Here is a 19,765-nt window from a genome sequence, read left to right on the forward strand (position 1 = left end):
TGCGAACAAAAATATGATGTATCGCAATAAATTAACATCGCGAACCTCGCGTTAGTTAAAATACCCGCACCTCGTACCTCGAAACCTGCACCTCATTCAAAAAAAACAAAATTTATCATTTGTAATTCAAAATCAATTACTATCTTTATGATATCAAAATAATATCAAATTAAAATTCAATTATGGAAAAAACATTAAAACCCATGTCGGGTTATCTTACACTGGTCATTTGCCTGGCCTTGTTTGTGGCGGCAGTCTATTTCTTTGTTACCGGAGTAGATCAAAGTATAGCCTATGTTGTTATCGCCATGCTTTGCTTTCTGCTTTCGTGCTTTTTCTTAAAAGGCTTAATGATTATTCAACCGAATCATTCGAGAGTATTAAACTTCTTTGGAAAATATGTGGGAAGTGTAAAAGAGAATGGATTATTCTTCATCAATCCTTTGTATTCATCGCAAAAAATTTCTTTACGTTCTGAAAATTTACAGGGACAGACTTTGAAAGTAAATGATAAAATGGGAAATCCAATTGAAATTGCAGTCGTAATCGTATGGAAGGTTGGAGATACTTACAAAGCGGCCTTTGATGTAGAGCGTTATTCTGATTTCGTGAAAATGCAGAGTGAAGCAGCTGTACGTCATTTGGCAATGAGCTTTCCTTATGATAATTTAGAGGATGATCATGCTCCGATTACTTTGAGAGAAGGTGGAGATAAAATCAATTCTATTTTGGAACAGGAACTTACAGACCGTCTTTCAAAGGCTGGAATTGTGATTCAGGAGGCCAGAATTTCGCATTTGGCTTATGCTTCGGAAATTGCAGGAGCTATGCTTCAGAGACAGCAGGCAACGGCTATTGTAGCAGCAAGAACCAAGATTGTGGAAGGAGCTGTAGGAATGGTAGACCTTGCATTGAAAAAGCTTTCAGAAGAGAATATTGTTGAGCTTGATGATGAAAGAAAAGCAGCAATGGTAAGCAATTTAATGGTGGTTCTTTGCGGAGAAAAAGCTGCAACACCGGTATTAAATGCGGGAACACTTTATAATTAAAAGTGAAAAATTAACAAGTAGATTGTAATGCAGATATTTTCTACACTACAATAGTCAGAATAATGTTAGAGAATTTAGAAAATGAAATCAGAAAAAGCTCAGAACTCTTCGGAAAACAAAAGCAAAAAATCTTTTGTGATAAGGATAGATGAGTCTACTTATAAACTCCTTGAAAAGTGGGCCAATGATGACTTCAGAAGTGTGAACGGACAGATAGAATACCTGTTGCATCAAAGTCTGGTGAACGCAGGGAGAAAGAAGAAAGAGTAGTTAAAAAAAAGCTGAGTTGAGGAGTATAAATACTTTTTTCAGGGAACATGGCTGTCAAAAGATAGAACTTCCTCTCTTTTTAAAATTACAGAAAATATAAAAAAGGATTCTTTATTTAGCTTTTTAATAAATAAATAACAATTCAATTAACCTTATACCAAAAAGAAAGCAGAGAAAAATTTCTCTGCTTTTTTATTGTATACAACTCTGAAGACTATCTGCTCCAACGTAGAATATGACGAGCCAAATCAAGCCTTTAATGGTAAAGAAAGCAAGTCCTGCCCATCCCACACGCTTGAACCACTTCTTAAGCTTTGAGTTATTTTCTTGTGAATTTTCCATTGGTGATTATCAAAAAGATTACCCTGCAAAGATAAGCATGTTTATAATTAGTCCAAATAAAAAGCCTATTAAAAATTAAAGTTTTGAGGTTCACATAATATTTTTATCTTTAGAGAGAACGAAAAGTAAGATTTTATGTCAAAAAAAGTAAAGGATTTCGGAATAGAAAAAACGCTGAAAAACTTAGGTATTAAAGAAGAGAACAAAGGTACCTCAACAGGCGGGAAATATTTCGCTTCAGGAAAGGTGATTGAAAGCATTTCTCCTGTGGATGGAAAGTTGATCGCTAAAGTAAAAACTTCCGGAGAAAGTGATTATGACAAAGTAATTGAAACTGCTCAAAAGGCGTTTCAGGAATTCAGGCTGATTCCAGCTCCCAAAAGAGGAGAGATGGTAAGACAGCTGGGCTTAAAATTAAGAGAATATAAAGATGATCTTGGTAAACTTGTTTCTTACGAAATGGGTAAATCATTACAGGAAGGTCTTGGTGAAGTCCAGGAAATGATTGACATCTGCGACTTCGCTGTAGGGCTTTCAAGACAGCTTCAGGGGTACACCATGCACTCGGAAAGACCTGGGCACAGAATGTATGAGCAATACCATCCGCTGGGAGTTGTAGGAATCATTACTGCATTCAACTTCCCGGTAGCCGTTTGGTCCTGGAATACAGCTTTGGCTTGGATCTGTGGTAACGTTACCATCTGGAAGCCATCTGAAAAAACACCGCTTTGTGCGATTGCATGCCAGAATATCATGATGGAAGTTCTGAAGGAAAACAATCTTCCTGAAGGAGTTTCAAGTGTATTGGTATCAGACCACGAAATCGGTCAGAAATTAGTAGATGATAAAAGAGTTGCCCTTGTTTCTTTCACAGGATCTACAAGAGTAGGAAGAATGGTTTCTTCTAAAGTAGCGGAAAGATTCGGGAAATCTATCCTTGAATTGGGTGGAAACAATGCTATTATCATTACAAAAGAAGCAGATATCGACATGTCGATTATCGGAGCTGTTTTCGGAGCCGTTGGAACTGCTGGTCAAAGATGTACTTCGACAAGAAGACTGATTATCCACGAAAGCGTATACAATGAAGTGAAAACAAGATTAACAAAAGCTTACGGGCAGCTGAAAATCGGAAATCCATTGGATGAAAATAATCACGTAGGTCCTCTGATTGATACTGATGCAGTAAACCAATATGAAGAAGCCATCAAGAAATGTAAAAAGGAAGGTGGTAAATTCGTTGTTGAAGGTGGAGTGTTAACCGGAAAAGATTACGAATCCGGATGTTATGTGAAGCCTTGCGTTGCAGAAGTGAAAAACTCTTATGAGATTGTTCAGCACGAAACTTTTGCTCCGATTTTATACCTTATCAAGTATAAAACATTAGAAGAAGCGATCGCCATTCAGAATGATGTTCCTCAGGGATTATCTTCTGCGATCATGACCCAGAATTTAAGAGAGGCAGAATTGTTCCTTTCTCATGCTGGTTCAGACTGTGGTATTGCCAACGTCAATATCGGAACTTCCGGTGCTGAAATAGGTGGAGCTTTTGGTGGTGAAAAAGAAACCGGAGGAGGAAGAGAATCAGGATCAGACGCCTGGAAATACTATATGAGAAGACAAACCAATACTATCAATTACACCGCACAACTTCCTTTGGCACAAGGGATTAAATTTGATTTATAAAAGCTTTACTTAAAGCACTCAAAAAACATAAAACTTAATAACCTGAATGGTTAAATGTTGTATTCTTTGGATCATTTAACCAATCACTTATTAAATCACACTACAAATTTATTATGGAACACACATTAGATATAAAAGCAAATAAAGTAAAAGAAACAGTAGGAAAACATGTGTTGGCAGACGGTTTCGATTTTGTGATGGATATTGAAAAATCACACGGATCATGGCTTTATGATAAATTGACAGACAGAGAATACCTGGATATGTTCTCTATGTTTGCATCAGCATCTATCGGATACAATCACCCTTATCTCTTAGAAAGATCAGAATGGTTGGGAAGAATGGCTGTAAATAAACCTACTTTAGCTGATGTTTACTCAGAAGAATACGCTCATTTCCTTGAAGTATTTGAAAGAGTGGTTATCCCTGAAGAATTACAATATGCTTTCTTTATCGAAGGCGGAACGATGGGAGTGGAAAATGCAATGAAGGCATGCTTCGACTGGAAAACCCGCAAAAATTTTGAAAAAGGATTAGATACTGAAGCTGGAATCTGTATCCACTTCAAACAGGCTTTCCACGGAAGAAGCGGTTATACTTTGAGCTTAACCAATACTTCTGACCCAAGAAAGTATCAGTATTTCCCAATGTTTAACTGGCCGAGAATTTTAAATCCAAAATTAAAATTCCCGATTACAGAGGAGAACCTTGAAGAAACAATCAAAAACGAAAATCTTGCTTTACTTCAGATTGAAGAGGCAATTTTGATGCACCCTGATAAAGTGGCTTGTATCATCATTGAACCTATTCAGGCAGAAGGGGGTGACAATCATTTCAGAGACGAATTCTTATTAGGATTAAGAAGAATCTGTGATGACAACGAAATCTTACTTATTTTTGATGAAGTTCAGACAGGAATTGCCATTACCGGGAAAATGTGGGCATTCCAGCATTTTACAGCAAAACCGGATATCATTTCTTTCGGGAAAAAAGCCCAGGTTTGCGGTGTACTGGCCAATAAAGAAAAGTTTGATCAGGTTCCGAACAATGTTTTCAGAGAAAGCTCAAGAATCAACTCTACTTTTGGAGGAAACTTTATTGATATGCTTCGTTTCCAGTTAGTGATGGAAGTGATCGAAAAAGAAAACCTAGTAGAGAATGCAAGAGTAGTGGGAGATTTCTTACTGGAAAGCCTAAAAACTCTTGCTGAAAAATATCCTGAAAAGATTTCAAATGCAAGAGGAAGAGGTTTAATGTGTGCCGTTGATCTTCCTACTGCTGAGCAGAGAAACCACCTGATGAATGAGCTTTTCAATGATGGATTGATCATTCTTCCATGTGGAGATCAGTCTCTTCGTTTCAGACCTCATTTGAATGTTACTAAAGAAGAAATTCAACTTGCTTTAGATAAAATTGAAAACAATATTAATAAAATTTAAAACCCGGGATTTGTAATTTTAAAAAAAACATTGTATATTTAGATACTCAAACAATTAGAATATGGAAAGAAGTACGAGAGTATCAGTTTATGTAAGTGATAACCCTTCAGAAATTCAGTTGGTTAAGTCTAAATTGGATGACGCGCAAATTGCAAATACCGTTGAAAATAACTATCTTACGTTTACCACTACACCCACAGCAACCTCGTTGAAGGTAATGGTAGATCTGGAAGAAGAAAAAAAAGCATTTGAAATTATTGATGCTTACCTTCAACAAAGTGAAAATCAATAAACAATTTCATAATTTTAAATTTTACTACTTCGAACCGAAAATTAATTTTAATTAATTTTCGGTTTTTTGATTAATTATAAACCATTAAAAGATGAATGCTTCAAAGATTGAACAAACAGCAGCTATTCTGATTTTTACTTCTTAAATCATTCAGTCTTTTAATCAAATTTTACAACATGAATCCAGAGATTAAACTAAGACAAGCGGAAATTGAAGACAGAAACATTATTTGGGAAATTATTCAGCAATCTATAGAAAGAAGACGACAGGACGGAAGTACCCAATGGCAGAACGGATACCCTAATCTCGGGACAGTGGAAAGCGATATTGCGAAAGGATTTGGTCACGTTATGACCGTAGATAGCGAAATTGCAGTATATGCAGCCCTTATTCTGAATGATGAACCCGCCTACAGCACCATTGAAGGAGCTTGGTTAAGTGATGGGGAATTTGTTGTGGTTCACAGAGTGGCTGTAGATGAAAAATTTGCAGGGCAGGGTATGGTAAAAAAACTTTTTGATCAGATTGAAGAATTTACCAAATCCCATGGAATTCAGAGTATTAAAGTAGATACCAATCATGATAATATTGCTATGCTGAAAATCCTTGAAGGCAGAGGGTATTCCTATTGCGGAGAGGTTCTTTTAAGAGACGGCATGAGAAAAGCTTTTGAGAAGATTATAATTTAGGCAAAAAGTTAAATCAACTTTCATTGAATTTTTAAAACGGCCTGTATTTATAAACTCTATCAGGTTTGTTCGTTTAGTTCTGAACTAATTTCTACTTTTGTTCAAATTTTTATATTATGCACCAAAGTATAGAAATTGATGAAAAAATTTTTCAGGATGCCGTAAAATTCTATGGCACCGTGTTTAGCTTACCCCCTTTAGCATCAAAAATTTATTCCTACCTTCTTTTTGACTATGAGAAAGTAGGAATTACTTTTGACGAGTTTGTCGAAGTGCTCTCCGCGAGCAAAAGCTCCGTTTCTACCAGTATTTCATTACTGCTTAATGCTCAGCTTATCGTAGACCACAACAAAATGGATGAGCGGAAACGATATTTTTTCATCAATGATGAATACAAAAAAATACGATTCGAGAAAATTGTCCAAAAAATGCAGGACGAATTAAGACTATTAGATGATTTAAACAATTTTAAAAAAAGTAAAGACGATGGATACAACGAAAGAATAGAAGTTTACAAAGCACTCTTAAATAAAAACATAGAAAATATTCAGGAATCTCTTAATAAACTATAAAATGAATAATAAGCTAGTTATACTTTCCATTGCAGCGTTTTCACTGACTGCCTGCAAAAAAGAAGCTCCGAAACAGGATGGCGCCAAGCCGTATCCTGTTGTTTCCGTGGAGTCAAAAAATATAGTGGGTTATCAGACGTTTCCGGCTACCATCCAGGGTAGGGTAAACAATGATGTACGTGCAAAAATACAGGGATATATTACCCAGGTATTGGTAGATGAAGGACAATATGTTACCAAAGGGCAGCCTTTGTTCCGTCTGGAAACCAATATACTGAACGAAAATGCAGCTGCTTCCAAAGCAGGAATTGGTGCTGCGGCATCAAGTGTTGCAGCGGCTCAGGCTTCTGTAAATGCAGCTCAGGTTGAAGTAAACAAATTAAAGCCTCTGGTTCAGAAAAATATCATCAGTAACGTACAGCTACAGACTGCCCAGGCTCAGTTGGCTCAGGCTCAGGCACAGTTACAGCAGGCCAATGCTGCCAAAAGACAGGCAGAAGCCAATTATAAAGGGGTGGAAGCCAATATTGAATATTCTATCATTCGTGCTCCTATTTCAGGGGTAATCGGAAGATTGCCTTTAAAAGTGGGAAGCTTGGTAGGACCGTCTGATCAGACCCCTCTGACAACAATTTCTGACACTTCTGAAATCTACGCTTACTTTGCAATGAATGAAAAAGAATATTTCGATTTCCTTGAAAAGTCACCGGGAGCTTCTATGCCTGAGAAAATCAAAAACTTACCCATGGTTGAACTTCAGTTAGCCAATGGAAGTCTTTATCCTGAAAAAGGGAGAATTGAAGCCATTACGGGGCAAATTGATCCTACAACAGGGACTATCCAGTTCAGAGTTGCTTTTTCAAATGCTCAGAAATTATTAAGTAATGGTAACAGTGGAACCATCAGATTCCCTCAGCATTATGATAATGTTCTTGTTGTACCTGAAAGTGCTACTTATGAGCAGCAAGGTATCGTTTACGTATACAAAGTAGAAAAAGGTGATACTGCAAGAAACGTTGTTGTGAATGTTATCGACAGAATCGACAATATGGCTCTTATCAAATCTGGAGTTAATAAAGGTGAAACAGTTATTGCAGCTGGTATCGGCGGTCTGAAACCGGGAACAGCCGTGAAACCGAAGCCAATTAAAATGGATAGTCTAGTTCAATCAATAAAACCGAAATTCTAATGATAAAAAACTTTATTAACAGACCGGTTTTATCTACCGTAATCTCAATTTTGATTGTGATTCTCGGTGTGTTGGGACTGATCTCGTTACCGGTTACACAGTATCCGGATATTGCACCACCTACGGTGAGTGTTTCCGCAAACTATACGGGAGCCAATGCTGAGACGGTGATGAAAAGTGTGGTAGTACCTTTGGAAGAACAGATCAACGGGGTGGAAGGTATGGATTATATCACTTCCAGTGCCGGAAACGACGGTTCTGCCCAAATCCAGGTTTTCTTCAAACAAGGAATTGACCCGGATATTGCAGCGGTAAACGTACAGAACCGTGTGGCCAGAGCGACACCTCTTTTGCCGTCTGAAGTAACCCGTTCAGGGGTGGTAACCCAGAAGCAGCAGACCAGTGCCCTGATGTATATGTCTTTCTATTCTGAAAATAAAGACCTGGATGATGTATATCTTCAGAACTTTTTGAATATCAACATTATTCCTAACCTTAAAAGGGTAAATGGTGTAGGGGATGCCAACGTTTTCGGAGGTAAAAACTACTCGATGAGAATCTGGCTGGATCCCGCAAAAATGGCTGCCTACAGCGTAACTCCTACCGATGTTACCAATGCAATCAACGAGCAGAGTAGAGAAGCTGCAGCAGGTTCTATCGGGCAGAACAGCGGAAGTTCTTTTGAATATATCATCAAATACGTAGGTAAATTCAACGATAAAGAACAGTACGATAATATCATCATCAAATCTCTTGCGAACGGGCAAAACCTGATGCTGAAAGACGTGGCTAAAGTAGAACTGGCAGGCCAGTCTTATACGGGAATCGGGGAGAACGGAAACAATCCTTCCATCAGTATGGGGATCTTCCAGACTCCGGGATCCAACGCACAGGAAATTATTAAAAATATCAAAGCCTACCTGAAATCAGCAGAGGGAACGTTTCCAAAGGGCGTAAAATATACTTTTAACTTTGATACCAACGAATTCCTTGAAGCTTCCATTGAAAAGGTAGTACATACCCTGATCGAAGCCTTTATTCTGGTATTTATTGTAGTATATATTTTCCTTCAGGACTTCAGATCTACGCTGATCCCGGCCATTGCGGTTCCGGTATCTATTGTAGGGGCATTCTTCTTCCTGAATCTCTTTGGATATTCATTAAACCTCTTAACCTTATTTGCATTGGTACTGGCAATTGGTATTGTAGTGGATGATGCCATCGTCGTCGTCGAGGCCGTTCATGCCAAGATGGAGCATGGTATTTCCGATGCTAAAAAAGCAACAGTAGAGGCAATGGATGAGATTACAGGTGCTATTATCTCGATTACTCTGGTAATGGCAGCGGTATTTATTCCGGTGACGTTCATTACAGGTCCTACAGGGGTATTCTACCAGCAGTTTGGTATTACGCTGATTATAGCCATCATCATTTCTGCGATTAATGCATTAACGCTGAGTCCGGTTTTATGTTCATTATTCTTAAAACCTCACGAAGCGCATCATAAAGAGTATAAAAATTTAAATCTGCTGCAGAAGTTTTTCTACAAGTTTAATATTGCTTTTAAAACAACTACTGAGCGTTACGGAAGAGGATTTGTATTCTTATTAAGACATAAATGGGTTACCTTAATCATTTTTGCTGTTACCGGAGGAATCTTATTCTGGGCAAGCAGCAGTATGAAGAAAGGGTTTGTACCTACAGAAGACAGAGGGATTATCTTTACCGATGTACAGCTTCCTCCGGGAGCTTCCATGGAAAGAACTTACAACGCTTTGAAAACACTTCAGGCTAAGGCATTGAAAGTTCCGGGCGTACAGAACGTAACGATTTCAACAGGTAGAGGATTCTTGTCCGGAAACGGTAGTAACAACGGTCTTGCCTTTGTGAAACTGAAACCATTTGAAGAAAGAAAAAAAGACGGACAGACTTCTGAAGATATCACCAAAAAATTATTTGGAATTGTAGGATCTGTTCCTGATGCTAAAGTAGTATTCTTCCAGCCGCCAAGTGTACCGGGATTCGGTAACAGTGCAGGTTTTGAAATGGTATTGCTTGATAAGTCAGGTGGAGAATACGCTGATCTGGATGATAAAACCAATGAATTCATCGGTAAACTGATGCAGAGACCTGAAATTCAGTTTGCACAGACTTCATTCAATACCAAATATCCTCAGTATCAGATGGAAATTAATGTTCCTTTGAGCAAACAGCTTGGGGTTTCTGTTAATGACATCCTGTCCACGATGCAGGGGTATATCGGAGGTATTTATACTGCCGACTTTACCAAGTATGGAAAGCAGTTCAGAGTGATGGTTCAGGCTCTTCCTGAGAACAGAAAGAATATTGAAAATCTGAATCAGCTTTATGTCAGAACAGGATCAGGGATCATGACTCCGATTTCACAGTTTGTAACCTTGACAAAAGCATACGGACCACAATCTGTAAGCCGTTACAACCTCTTTACTTCAGTGAAGGTAACGGGAGCGAACTCTGACGGATACAGTTCCGGGGATGCAATTGCCGCAGTACAGCAGGTAGCTGATGAAACCCTGAATCAAAACTATGCCGTAGAATTTACAGGGTTAACCAGAGAAGAATTAAATTCTGGATCTCAAACGCTTTTGATTTTCGGACTGAGTTTGATCTTTGTTTACTTTATCCTTTCTGCACAGTATGAAAGCTATATCCTTCCGCTGATCGTTATTATTTCTCTTCCTCTTGGGGTAATGGGAGCTTATTTCGGTCAGAAGATCATGGGGCTGGAAAATAATATTTACTTCCAGATTGCCCTGATCATGCTCGTGGGACTATTGGCGAAAAATGCAATTCTTATTGTTGAATTCGCTGTTCAGAGAAGGCATCATGGAGAAACCATTGTAATGTCAGCTATTAATGCAGCGAAAGCCAGGGTAAGACCTATTCTGATGACCTCATTCGCCTTTATTTTCGGTTTATTGCCGTTAGTTCTGGCAAGTGGAATCGGAGCAGTAGGGAACAGGTCTATCGCTACGGGTGCGGCCATCGGACTATTGATAGGGACCGTTTTGGGATTATTTGTAATTCCGGTTCTGTATGTGATTTTTGAAACACTGCAGGAAAAAATTAAACCTATCAAAAAAGAAGATATCAATTTAGCAGAATAAAATTAATTAGAGAAGTCAGAAGTTAGATCTTTAGAAATTAGTCTAAACCACATCTAACTTCCGGCCTCTAACATCTAATTTCTAATTTTTTATAATGAAGAGTTTATTAAACATCATAAAAGGAATCACTTTTTCAGTTTTCATACTCGGGGCCATCTCATCCTGTATGGCAAGAAAAGAATATGAAAGACCGAAGAATGTTGTGGACGAAAAGCTTTTTCGTACAGACATGCTTCCTTCGGACAGTACCAATATTGCAGATATTTCATGGAAAGAGATATTCACTGATCCGATATTGCAGGGGCATATTTCTAAGGCACTGGAGAACAATCTTGATATCAGAATTGCTTTAGAAAGTATTAATTCTGCAGAAGCGTATCTTAAACAAAGCAAGGCAGCCTATCAGCCGACTCTTTCCATAGGGCCCAACTATACATTTCAGACACAGTCTATCAATACACAGTTTGGACAGATCATCGGATCAAGACGTTATGTGAACCAGTTTGACATTACGGCAAGCATCGGGTGGGAAGCTGATATCTGGGGCAAATTAAAGGCACAGGAGAAAGCACAGCTCGCTACTTATTTAGGAACTGTTGCAGCACATAAAGCCGTAAAAAGCAGTTTGGTGTCTTCCATTGCTTCTGCGTATTATCAGTTGTTGACATTTGATGCACAGAAGAAAATTATTACAGAAACAATTGCGGTAAGAGAGAAAAATCTTGAAGCGACTAAGGCTTTAAAAACTTCCGGAACAGTTACTGAAGTGGCAGTACAGCAAAGTGAGGCTCTTGTTTTCAATGCCAAATCATTACTGATTGATATTGATACCCAGATCCAGTTGCTTGAAAATACCATGAGTCTTTTGATGGGAGAGCCTTCTCATTCTATCGAAAGATCTACATTGGAAGGGCAAAAACTTCCAATTGATTTAAAACTCGGGTACCCGACTCAGCTTCTGGCCAACCGTCCGGATGTCATGAGAGCAGAATTTAATTTAATGAATGCTTTTGAGTTAACCAATGCAGCCAAAGCTCAGTTTTATCCCACGTTAAAATTGACAGGAAGTGGAGGAATACAGTCCGTAGATATTGATCACCTGTTTAGTGTGAACTCTTTATTTGCGAATGTAGTGGCGGGATTGGCTCAGCCAATTTTAAATAAGAGACAGATCCAGACCAACTATGATGTAAGTCTTGCCAATAAAGAAACGGCTTATTTAAACTTCAGAAAAACAGTTCTGACTGCCGGAAAAGAAGTTTCAGATGCCATCAGAGTTTTCTCTGTTCAGGATTCATTTATTGAATTAAAACAACATGAGCTGGATGCCTACAAAAAATCGGTTGACTATTCTCAGGAATTGGTGAACTATGGGATGGCCAACTATCTTGAAGTATTGAATGCAAGTGTGAATTCATTGAATGCAGAGCTTAACATTTCCAATGCAAGATACAGTAAAATGAAAGCAGCCGTAGAGCTTTATCAGGCTTTAGGCGGAGGCTGGAAATAACCGTATTCTTTAATGTAATATTATAAAAACGTATGTCAGCAATGGCATACGTTTTTTATTGACAAAGATCACAAGTTAAATAATATTACAAAAATAAGATTTTGATAGTGTAAAGAGATAAAAAAACGGCCGCAATTATTCCGGCCGCAATTTATCTTTATAACTTTTTTTATTGAACGTATGCTACATAAGATTCATTTATAGCTCCTTTTCTGGTCTTGGCAAAAAATGCATAATCTATCCAGAAAAATCCATTGTTTCCCCAGGTAGTACCCCAGGAATTTTGTACTTTAAAAGCTTGTTTAGCATCGTCATAACCCACTACGCAAATGGCATGTCCTCCTCTTACAGCACCAGAATGACTTTTCCATATCCAATTGTTTGCCGCGCTTAAACTATCAAAACTTCCATCTACCATCACTGTAATAATTATTGGCAAATTCATACTTAAAAGTGTCTTTACATTACTGATATTGCTTTTATCTACAGTAGCCCAGGTTGTAAATTTATGAGTACTTGCTGCACTTTTTTGAGTTTCATTGGGTTGCGTAGAGCACTCTACATCTGTATATGGCATTTCATCCCAGCTGCAAACTCCCTGATCTTTTATTAAATTTAACCCACTGGATGCATAAGTTCCATTAGGGCAGCCATTTACTTTTATCTGATTATATACGTACTCAGGGCTTCTTGGGTTCGTTATCCCTTTAAAATTATATTCCAGAATACTTGCAGCGGCATAAGCTGTAGCAAATGCAACGCATGAACCTTCCTGTCCCTGATTTACTATTGGAGGAGTGTTGGGTATAGTATAACTTGACGGAATAGAAGCTATAAGTGTTTCTGCAGACTTGCCCTTAAATTTCATTGTTAATGCATCTATATCAGCTTTAGCAAATGAACTGTAGGTTTTGTCATCTACAAGGATTGCTCCTAAGGAACGCATTGCCTGGTTTTCCTTGTTAGGTTGCTTAGTATTTTGTTCTTCTTCATTTCTGTTACATGAAGACAAAGATAGCATCCCTAATACAATAGCAATTAATTTTAGATTTTTCATCATTGTATTATTTAAAATTTATTACATAAAAATATAAATTATTTTTACACAATTGTAATATATTTTATGAATTAACTACTTTTTTAGCTTTTTTTATGTGTTTGTTTGTTTTTATTTATCGATTTGTTGATGGGTGTTAATATTATTAATTATTTTGTGAATTTATTATAACAGGAATATTCGTTTCTTTTTCAGCTATAAAGTTGTCAATATTTCCATAGTTCTTTTCTCTTTATCTGATATCTCTTTTAAAATATCCGTAGCCAGATGAATATATTGAATATCTTTTGTCTGGCTCACTTTTTCAAACAGCTGAGACACATTTGTCCAGAGCTCAGCAATCTCTCTGAAGGCTTCATAACCTGCTTTTAACGGATCAAGCCGAAGCAGTTCATAACTTTCTTTTAAAAAATCACGGTATAAATTCCTGAACAATGCGCCACCTGTTCCTGCTTTTTCCATTAACAAAGCGGCTTGTTTAAATTCAGTTTCAATGTCTTTGCTCATATTGTACCATTTGACAATTTCAGTACTGGTTTTCAGGATTCCCTTATAAGAAACATTTGTAATAGGCGGGTTCAGATATTCGGCAGTATTACTTTTGATTGCGGTGATTATAGCTTTTTCCAGATCATATTTTCTATTGGTTTTCCTGAGGGTATAATACAGATTTTTGGAAGCCATAGGGCCCTTTTCAGCACGGGCCATTGCCAGACTTTTTAAAGAGGTTTGTACCTGACTGCCTTGTTGTCTGGTGTCTGCGAGGTAAGCATTTTCATCATCATAGCCGTAAATGGCAGCATAATGTCCGGCAAAATGAAAAGGATTTGAGAAATATTCAAGATGATAGCAATCCATTTTTAATCCGACTGCCTGTCCGCTATCCAGAAGTTCTTTTACTTGCTCCCAGGCCTTTTGTTGTGATGAAGTTTCTTTTACGGTTAATTCAAGATTTAGATTTTTTGCTATATTCTGAGTCAGGAAATCAGGTTTTATTCTTCCTCCGATGAAAGGGAAATCCATTGTTTTCATATTCCAATAGATAAAGCTTAAACCTTCCCCCAATCCGAAAAGCATAGGTTCGGAAAGTTCAATTCCGATTTGCTGTAATAATGTTCCGGTAGTGGTCGTTTCGCAGTGCTGTCCGTTAAAAGGTCTCAGGTTTTCTATTTTCATTTTGGTGTGGGTTATTCTTTTTTTCTGAAAAGGAAATTACATAAATATAGCTACATACCGAAATTCCGTTTTTGAATTTTCTGTGTTAAATTTTTTTAAAAAAGCAGAATGGATTTGTATATATGTATTCAACTACGTAGTTTTGTACTTTAAAATACAGACACTATGAAATTAGAGATACAATCCATAGGGAATTCCTACTCAGAGCATGCCATTGATCTGATTTTGACGATTCAGCAGAAAGAGTTTAACATTCCGATTACCATAGAAGACCAGCCTGATCTTCTTCATATAGAAAGTTTTTACAAAAAAGCAGGAGGTAACTTTTGGGGTGCTTTTGTAGATGGCGAACTGGTAGGTTCTATAGCGTTGGTTAAATTTGACGAAAGGGCAGGAGCAATCAGGAAAATGTTTGTTAAAAAGGAGTTCAGAGGAAAAGAACTGAATATTGCACAGGAATTACTGGAAGTTTTAATTTCTTTCTGCCGAGAAAACAGGATCGATGATTTATATTTGGGAACCATAACAGTACTGAAAGCAGCACAGCGTTTCTATGAAAGAAATCATTTTATAAAGATTGAAAAAAACGATCTTCCTGTAAAATTTCCTTTAATGAGAGCTGATGATGTTTTTTACCATTTAAATATTGACCAACTATGAATGTAATCAACGAAGCAGGAATTCTTGCCATATCCACAAGGCTGCACCGTCTCAGTGAACAGTTGAGGAAAGATGGAGCGCTTATTTACAAAGCATTCGGAATTGATTTTGAACTGAAATGGTTTCCGGTTATTTTCACCATTTATAAAAAAGAAATAGCAAGTGTTGTCGAAATAGCCAATGAGATAGGATATACCCATCCATCTACGATAACTCTACTCAAAGAACTTGAAAAACTGGAGTTGATCCAATGGGAAAAAGACAAGCTGGACGAACGCAAAAGACTTTTTAAGCTCACTTCAAAAGGGCAGGAACTCATTGATCAAATGAAACCCGTTTGGGAGCTGATGGCTCAGATTTTAGGCGATATCGCCGACAATAAAAACAATCTGCTGGCTGCAATTGATGAAGCAGAAGAGAAAATTGCAAGTCAGTCTTTTTATCAGAGGGCGCTGCAACGTAAAAATTCCAAGTAAATATCGGAGCGTTTTCTTCTACTTATGTTAGTAAATAATAATGTATAAAAAATAAAAAAAATAATTCCTTCTCATTGATCATCTAATCATAATAGGTCTTTTTGTTCAAGATGTGAAAAAGCTTTATTGAAAACTCATTGTCGTAGAACTACGACAATTTTCCAAATAATCGATAATTCATTTTGCAGTGAATATTTAAGGTTATATATTGCAATACCAAAATCACTAAAAAACTTATGAAAAAATATCGAAATCAACCACTTTTTACAGTGTTACTAAGTATCTAAAGCGGAATTTTTTTTCTGAAAATTCCCACTGTATCCATCTCAGGTCAATCATTGAAAAGCTTGTTCAAGAGACCGTTACATGCTTGTAGATTGATTCCTTGAACCGAAGGGTCTCACCTTATTCAATTAAGTCATACACCAAAAAAAAGATGTCATGTTTAAGGAACAGAATAATCTTCCCAAACCGGAAATAGATTCAGACAAGACAGATTTTGTAAGCAAAATCAAAGACAATAAAAAAGTTAAAGAAGTAAAGAAAGCTGCTTCAAAAGTGAACAATGCAGTCAATATGGTGAATACAGGAAAGCAATTCCTAAACCAGCCTTTACTGCCCAATGAACCATCCATAAGTAAAGATAAACTTTGGGTCAAACAGCCTACTTCTAAAATATTCAATGCTGACAGTATTCCGGAGAGTGCCATCGTAGGAATCAACCGGGTAGTAAAGCTTGATATCCATGTGGAAGGTAAATCTATAAAGTATTTCAAACATTTTAGCCTTACTCAAAGTGCTACTAAACATCACGAGTTTGAGCTTATTCTTGCTCATGATACGTTAGGAAGTGCAGAAAACCATAATCTTGAAGAAATACAGAATTTCCTGGGAAAAAGGATTACGGTGGTTTTCAAATATAAAGATGTGGAAGGCGGAGCTGAGCGGAATTTTATAGGAGTTATCACGGAAGTTGGATTCAGCCAGGAACAAGGAAGCCTGGGTAATCTTGTGCTGTCAGGTTTCAGCCCAACAATTTTGTTAGATGCTGCCCCACATATTCAAAGCTTCGGTGGAGCACAACCCATTAGCTTGAACAGTATTGCCAATGAAGTGATTAAAGAAGGATTAGGGCAGGGGAAATTTGACTTTAGAATAGATGCCCGCCATGGCAATGTATCTTACAGCTCTCAATACGGAGAAACGCATTATAACTACCTGGCTAGAATTGCTGAAGCTTATGGAGAACAATTTTTCTATGATGGAGAAGTTTTACATTTCGGACAATTGCCACCACAGGAAAAGCCTGTGTTGTTAACCTATGGCAGTAATCTGACGGATGTTAAAATTAAAATGAAAGCTCAACATGTGAATCCTTCATTTTATGGATATAACAGTAGTAAAAACGAAAAATTTAAAGGCGGAAGCTCAAAAATAACACATACCTCAGATATTGCGAAGAGGGCTTATGAAATTTCAGAAAAAACTTTTCAAACCCCATCTTTAAGAGTAGCTCCTATCAAAGCATCATCTTTTATGGATATTGATGCTTCTCAAAAGGGAACTGCAGGAAGTAAAGCTTCAGAAGTTTTTGTAACTTCCGGTAATACAACCGTTCCTTTTCTTTATCCGGGATGTATTGCGGATATCCAGATGCGTAAAACGGATACTAACGAAACCTCTTATTTTACTAAATTAATGCTTATAGAGGTAACCCATCAAGTGGATGCCCGCGGATACTATAATGGATCTTTCCAGGCCATCGCTTCTGATACCGGATTTATTCCAAGACCAGAATTTACAGTTCCGGTGGCGGAACCCCAGTTTGGAAAAGTAGTTTCCAATACCGATCCTGAAAATCAAGGCCGCGTGCAGGTTCAGCTTGACTGGCAAACCGGCCAGGACACCACAGAATTTATCCGTGTAATGTCTCCTGATGCCGGAAGCAGTGAGAAGGTAGGTAAGAACAGAGGATTTATGTCTATTCCTGAAGTGGGAGATCAGGTCATTATCAATTTTGTACATCTTCACCCCGATCGTCCTTTTGTGATGGGTGGAATGTATCATGGTGGAATTGGAGCTGGTGGTGGCACTGGAAATAATGTTATGAGTTTCAGTGGACGAAGCGGCGCAGAATTAAAATATGACAATGGAGCCGGATCTATGAATCTTAAAGATCAGGGCGGTGCCAATATGAATTTTGACGGAACCGGAAACGCAACTACCAATGCAAATAGCAACCATACTGTGAATGCAGGAAGTTCCAATGTCATCAATGTGGGAGGTAAAAAAGATGCTCCGCCACAATCATTGCTGAAAATGGATGCAGGCGGAAATATTACCCTTGACGGAAAAACAAGTATTACCCTACAGGTAGGAGATAATTCTATCACCATATCCGAAGAAGGTATTATGGCTTCAGCAGGAAAAGGAATAATTGATATCACGGCACTTACCGGAGCTCTGGGATTATCAAGTAAAGGCGGTCCTATGGATATCAGCACAGATTCGCCACTTACTATTACCGGCGGACCAAGCGCTGTGATGTCTTCAGGAGATACCAATATTATGTAATTCTAAAACCAAAATCATGGATGAGTTAGAATACATAACCCTCAATGCCCTGATGATGTGTGACCAGGGGGCAGCTCCGGATTTCTTTAAACCTACGTTCAATACGAAGGTGAAAATCCATGGCTGTCTTGTAGCGACCAATCAGGATGCTACTCCTCTTATTAATATCCCTTCCTTTAAAGTGTGTAAGATCAGTGGAGGACCTTGTACACCAACTACTGTTCCTATGACATGGCAGGATACCTGGCAGGTAAAAATTAACGGGATCCGTTCTTTGATAGGGAAAAGTACCTGTCAATGTCCTATAGGCGGGAAGATAGAGTTTATGACCAGTGGACAGGTTCCACTTCCGGATGATGCGGCCAAGGAGGTAAAAGATATGCAGGACCAGGCACAGCGTGAACTTGACGATAGTGGACATGGCGATAGTGTAGGTGAGGCAGGTTTTGTAGAAGGTATGATCCCGGTTTGGGGAAGCGGTCGTGACCTCATCAATGATATACAAACCGGAGATGTAGGCGGTGGCCTTATGAATGCCGGATTTTTAATCTGGGATGTCGCTTCTATAGCCGTAGGTGTAGTTTCTTTCGGAACCGGAACGGTAGCCATGCAGGGAGCAAAAGCAGGAGTAAAAGGAGCTATAAAAGCAGGGGCAAAAGCCATATCTAAAGAAGCTCTGCAACAGATGGGAAAAGCGGCACTAAAAAAGCTGAGCAAAGAAGCTTTAAAGAAAAGTGTGGATGATGTAGCCAAAAAATTGCTTAAGACCTGTGTTTTTGCCTGTTTTCCAGCCGGAACACCTGTGCATACTGAACACGGAATTAAAAATATTGAAGATGTCCACATCGGAGATCAGGTGTGGGCTTATGATGAAGATACGGATACCGTAGCCCTTCAGCCGGTAATTGATCTTATCGTCAATGAAAGTGACCATACTATTAGTATTTATACCGAAGCTGAAGTGATTGAAACAACTGCGATACATCCTTTTTATACTGTGGAAGGCTGGAAAGATGCTTCAGAATTAGAAATAGGCGAAAAAATTCTAACGAAAAATGATACGAAAGTTATCATTGAAAGGATAGAATATAGCTATGAACCTAAAAAAGTTTATAACTTTACGGTAGCTCATTTTCATACCTATTTTGTAGGCCTGCTGGCTTTACTGGTTCATAATTCTGGCAGATGCTTGTCCCAAATGATTCTGGAATCTCAGAAATGGTTTCAGAAAGTTAGACGTGGATATTTTTTTAATTTAGTATGGAATAGCGAATTAAGAAAACAAGCATTAGAAAAAGGTTTTAAATATTCTCATGAAGTTGAAGTTTTATTAAAGAAAGGGAAAGTTGGAAAAATAGATGGATTAATTGAAAATGCTGACGGAACTTTTAAAATTATTGAACGTAAAGCTAGTGATCTAAGTCAAATTTCAGATAAAACAATCAAAAGTTATATTGATGATGCAGCAAAATATAATGGTAAACCTATGACACAGACAGGCCAAGTAATAAATTCAGCTGGAGGTAAAGTAATATTACATGTTGAAAAAGTTGGTAACTTAAGTAAAGAAGTTATTGAGCATGCAAGAAAAAAAGGAGTAGAAATAGTGGATAATATTTCTGGATTAATTTAATTAAA

The 19,765-nt window shown here is 37.8% G+C and carries 17 protein-coding genes; 14 read left to right on the forward strand and 3 right to left on the reverse strand.

What is annotated here, in order from left to right:
- The first annotated feature begins 182 nt into the window (after positions 1-182).
- Complete coding sequence (locus tag FB551_RS04930) at positions 183-1,049, forward strand: SPFH domain-containing protein (protein WP_047431050.1); 867 nt, start codon at positions 183-185, stop codon at positions 1,047-1,049.
- 81 nt (positions 1,050-1,130) lie between these two features.
- The gene (locus FB551_RS04935; RefSeq protein ID WP_047431047.1) at positions 1,131-1,319 is read left to right on the forward strand and encodes a hypothetical protein; all 189 of its coding nucleotides are present in this window, start codon (positions 1,131-1,133) and stop codon (positions 1,317-1,319) included.
- A gap of 192 nt (positions 1,320-1,511) precedes the next feature.
- On the opposite strand, the gene FB551_RS23195 is transcribed toward FB551_RS04935, so the two are convergent.
- Positions 1,512-1,661: an FAM210 family protein gene (locus FB551_RS23195; RefSeq protein WP_002979804.1), complete on the reverse strand. Its 150-nt coding sequence runs from the start codon at positions 1,659-1,661 to the stop codon at positions 1,512-1,514.
- A 135-nt stretch (positions 1,662-1,796) separates the two neighbouring features.
- Here FB551_RS23195 and amaB point away from each other — a divergent pair, with 135 nt between their 5' ends.
- The 8 genes from amaB to FB551_RS04975 all read left to right on the forward strand — a co-directional run bounded on the left by amaB (position 1,797) and on the right by FB551_RS04975 (position 12,184).
- Positions 1,797-3,347: an L-piperidine-6-carboxylate dehydrogenase gene (gene amaB, locus FB551_RS04940; protein WP_047431044.1), complete on the forward strand. Its 1,551-nt coding sequence runs from the start codon at positions 1,797-1,799 to the stop codon at positions 3,345-3,347.
- A gap of 113 nt (positions 3,348-3,460) precedes the next feature.
- Positions 3,461-4,786, forward strand: a complete 1,326-nt coding sequence (lat, locus tag FB551_RS04945; protein ID WP_047431041.1) for an L-lysine 6-transaminase — start codon at positions 3,461-3,463, stop codon at positions 4,784-4,786.
- Between the two features lie 61 nt (positions 4,787-4,847).
- Complete coding sequence (locus FB551_RS04950; RefSeq protein WP_034694374.1) at positions 4,848-5,078, forward strand: DUF2007 domain-containing protein; 231 nt, start codon at positions 4,848-4,850, stop codon at positions 5,076-5,078.
- 176 nt (positions 5,079-5,254) lie between these two features.
- Positions 5,255-5,767 (forward strand): GNAT family N-acetyltransferase, encoded by a 513-nt coding sequence (locus FB551_RS04955; protein WP_142015582.1) that lies wholly within the window; start codon positions 5,255-5,257, stop codon positions 5,765-5,767.
- A 116-nt stretch (positions 5,768-5,883) separates the two neighbouring features.
- Positions 5,884-6,339 carry a hypothetical protein gene (locus tag FB551_RS04960; protein WP_034694378.1) on the forward strand — a complete coding sequence of 152 codons (456 nt, stop codon included), beginning with the start codon at positions 5,884-5,886 and terminating at the stop codon, positions 6,337-6,339.
- Position 6,340: 1 nt separating this feature from the next.
- Positions 6,341-7,528 carry an efflux RND transporter periplasmic adaptor subunit gene (locus FB551_RS04965; protein WP_047431036.1) on the forward strand — a complete coding sequence of 396 codons (1,188 nt, stop codon included), beginning with the start codon at positions 6,341-6,343 and terminating at the stop codon, positions 7,526-7,528.
- Positions 7,528-10,674 carry an efflux RND transporter permease subunit gene (locus tag FB551_RS04970; protein WP_142015585.1) on the forward strand — a complete coding sequence of 1,049 codons (3,147 nt, stop codon included), beginning with the start codon at positions 7,528-7,530 and terminating at the stop codon, positions 10,672-10,674. Before FB551_RS04965 ends, FB551_RS04970 begins: the two co-directional genes overlap by 1 nt.
- 94 nt (positions 10,675-10,768) lie before the next feature.
- Positions 10,769-12,184: an efflux transporter outer membrane subunit gene (locus tag FB551_RS04975; RefSeq protein WP_052186970.1), complete on the forward strand. Its 1,416-nt coding sequence runs from the start codon at positions 10,769-10,771 to the stop codon at positions 12,182-12,184.
- 169 nt (positions 12,185-12,353) lie between these two features.
- Here the strand turns inward: FB551_RS04975 and FB551_RS04980 are convergent, their stop codons facing one another.
- Both FB551_RS04980 and FB551_RS04985 read right to left on the reverse strand, forming a co-directional pair.
- Positions 12,354-13,244: a C1 family peptidase gene (locus tag FB551_RS04980; RefSeq protein WP_142015587.1), complete on the reverse strand. Its 891-nt coding sequence runs from the start codon at positions 13,242-13,244 to the stop codon at positions 12,354-12,356.
- Between the two features lie 192 nt (positions 13,245-13,436).
- Positions 13,437-14,417 (reverse strand): BtrH N-terminal domain-containing protein, encoded by a 981-nt coding sequence (locus tag FB551_RS04985; protein WP_142015590.1) that lies wholly within the window; start codon positions 14,415-14,417, stop codon positions 13,437-13,439.
- Between the two features lie 165 nt (positions 14,418-14,582).
- Between FB551_RS04985 and FB551_RS04990 the strand changes: the two genes are divergently transcribed.
- The 4 genes from FB551_RS04990 to FB551_RS05005 all read left to right on the forward strand — a co-directional run bounded on the left by FB551_RS04990 (position 14,583) and on the right by FB551_RS05005 (position 19,760).
- Positions 14,583-15,077, forward strand: a complete 495-nt coding sequence (locus FB551_RS04990) for a GNAT family N-acetyltransferase (RefSeq protein WP_142015592.1) — start codon at positions 14,583-14,585, stop codon at positions 15,075-15,077.
- Positions 15,074-15,553, forward strand: a complete 480-nt coding sequence (locus FB551_RS04995) for a MarR family winged helix-turn-helix transcriptional regulator (RefSeq protein ID WP_142015595.1) — start codon at positions 15,074-15,076, stop codon at positions 15,551-15,553. The genes FB551_RS04990 and FB551_RS04995 overlap by 4 nt, the downstream gene beginning before the upstream one ends.
- 441 nt (positions 15,554-15,994) lie before the next feature.
- On the forward strand, positions 15,995-18,127 hold the full coding sequence (locus tag FB551_RS05000) for a type VI secretion system Vgr family protein (RefSeq protein ID WP_142015598.1): 2,133 nt from the start codon (positions 15,995-15,997) through the stop codon (positions 18,125-18,127).
- A gap of 16 nt (positions 18,128-18,143) precedes the next feature.
- Entirely contained in the window at positions 18,144-19,760 is a 1,617-nt protein-coding gene (locus FB551_RS05005; RefSeq protein WP_142015600.1) for a polymorphic toxin-type HINT domain-containing protein, read from the forward strand.
- Positions 19,761-19,765: the final 5 nt, after the last annotated feature.

The sequence above is a fragment of the Chryseobacterium aquifrigidense genome (assembly GCF_006716485.1).
GTDB classification, from domain to species: Bacteria; Bacteroidota; Bacteroidia; order Flavobacteriales; family Weeksellaceae; genus Chryseobacterium; species Chryseobacterium vietnamense.